General features: G+C 57.1%; 1 protein-coding gene. It reads right to left on the bottom strand.

Annotated elements, in window-relative coordinates:
* Positions 1 to 370 precede the first annotated feature (370 nt).
* The gene (locus tag HCC78_RS32355; protein ID WP_172332791.1) at positions 371 to 1,021 is read right to left on the bottom strand and encodes a hypothetical protein; all 651 of its coding nucleotides are present in this window, start codon (positions 1,019 to 1,021) and stop codon (positions 371 to 373) included.
* Between the last annotated feature and the right edge of the window lie 870 nt (positions 1,022 to 1,891).

Genomic DNA, 1,891 nt, shown 5'->3' with positions numbered 1-1,891 from the left:
CCGCCGGGCATCCGCAGAAGCGCATCGACGAACTTCTGCCATGGAGTTTCAAGCCGTCAACCTGAGATCCCGTGAGCCGGGAACACCGCTTACGAAGATCACGGCGGGCGGCCGCTTCTGCTGCTTCACAGCCCGGGCGACGCCGCGATGCCGCAAGTCCGCTTTTCCTCGTCGGTTGTACCGGCTCCCTCGAGCGCGTCGCCGTCACGACTGGCCGGAAAGGGCTGGAAACAGACAGCTCTGTGACCTGCGACTGACTTCAGCGGTGCTGCTCCACCTGGGCATATTTGTTGGAATCACGAAGGCTTGCACGGCAGAGAAGCGTTGCTGCACCACGACGGGCTTTATCAGGTCAACGACCTGCTCTAAATTATTGCGCGAGATGCGCCATCTCATCGGCAAGCACGAGGCTGAGCTCGTCTTGAATCCGCCCAATCTTGACGAGGTAGGTATTCTTGACGTATTTATGCACGTTTCGTAGAGCATTGCCGATCTCCGCGGTATGCTTCGCCTTTAATGCGGCACCTTGCAGCGCGTTTTGAGTAGACGTTCTCAGCTCGTCGTAAGCCTGAAAGCGCAGCAGTGCATGCTCGTTACGAAATTTTTCGTATTCGTCGTGGACCTCCAGCCCGACAAGCGCCAGGCCACCTGGAAGCGTGGTCTGATCGAAGATCTTTCGTTCCATCTCTGATCGCGCAACGGTAATCCCCCTCCACAGCGCATCGCGCGCTCGTTCGACGCTCTTCTCGCGACTGCCAGCTTCCGCTTCGGCATCGAAAACTGCAGCACTCACCTCGACATACAAAGGTTCGACGGAAAGAAAGAAATGGGTGAGTTCGTTTTCTAGGCGAAGGGACTCATTCACGCCACGCCCGATAAGGTCGCGTTTTTCGGCTTCAATAACTCGCTCGAACTGGTGACGTTTCTGCACCTCATTGTACAGGAAGGTGGCGGCTCCGATCATTATGGACAGCGTCGTCAGTAGGTTTCCGACATTTATCTCCGGGTTAATTTTCAGCACAGTTCTCCATCCCAAATAATTGAAGCGGGGAAAGATTGTCGCCAGCCCGTCCGGGTTCCAATAGGAGTACGCATCTGGACGCACGCCTGCGGATCGCAGCGAAGTCGATTTCCGAAATGCTTTCTCTCCCTATTGGTGCCAGGAATCCGTTAACCGTCTCTTCGCAACCTAGAAAACCGTTATAAGTGTTGGCTCCCGCTTCAGCCGCCACGCCGGTCGATCCCGCCGCCCGTCCGGTCCCCGGGTCCGGTGTCTGTTCCTCCGCGGCGGTCGATCCCGCCGCCCGTCTGGTCCCCGGGTCCGGTGTCGGTGCCACCGCGCCGGTCAATCCCGCCGCCCGTGAGATCCCCGCTTCCTGCACCGGGACCTGCGCTCGCATCGTCCGAAACGCCGGAACCAGCATTCTGCTCGGATGCCAAATCCGACTGTTGATCAATTCCCGCAGTGGGTTCGTTGAAGCCTACAACCGCTGGCCGATGTGCCTCCGGCTCGTTTTCCCCGATTTCATCCATTTCTCCCGGCGTTGGGCTGCATATTTGAAGCGGCAGCGCAAGCATTGGGAGTCCGATTATTCTGGCTAGTGTCATCGCGAGCTCCATTATTGGACGCGCCGAAGTGAAGCCCTCTTAAAAAATTTACTCATTTCGATTTTACCATAAACCATTAGGACGACCAACATACCCGCCGCAAAAAGCAAGCTCAGGCTGAAAATGGGTGATGGGGCCTGAGAAGGCGGCATATCGTGGCGGGTGTCGAAGCCTGCCAGAACTTCCGGACGGAACGATACGCCTTGTGTGGTTGCCGCCCGTGATGCAAGAAGTTTTTGACCCTTGAGCATGTGATCGAGCGCGGTCTTGTGTCAGGCCTGTT

The organism is Mangrovicoccus sp. HB161399, assembly GCF_013184745.1.
In the GTDB taxonomy this organism is placed as follows: Bacteria; Pseudomonadota; Alphaproteobacteria; order Rhodobacterales; family Rhodobacteraceae; genus Mangrovicoccus.
Note: the sequence above shows the minus strand (reverse complement) of the source record. Positions and strands in the feature narration are given on the sequence as shown.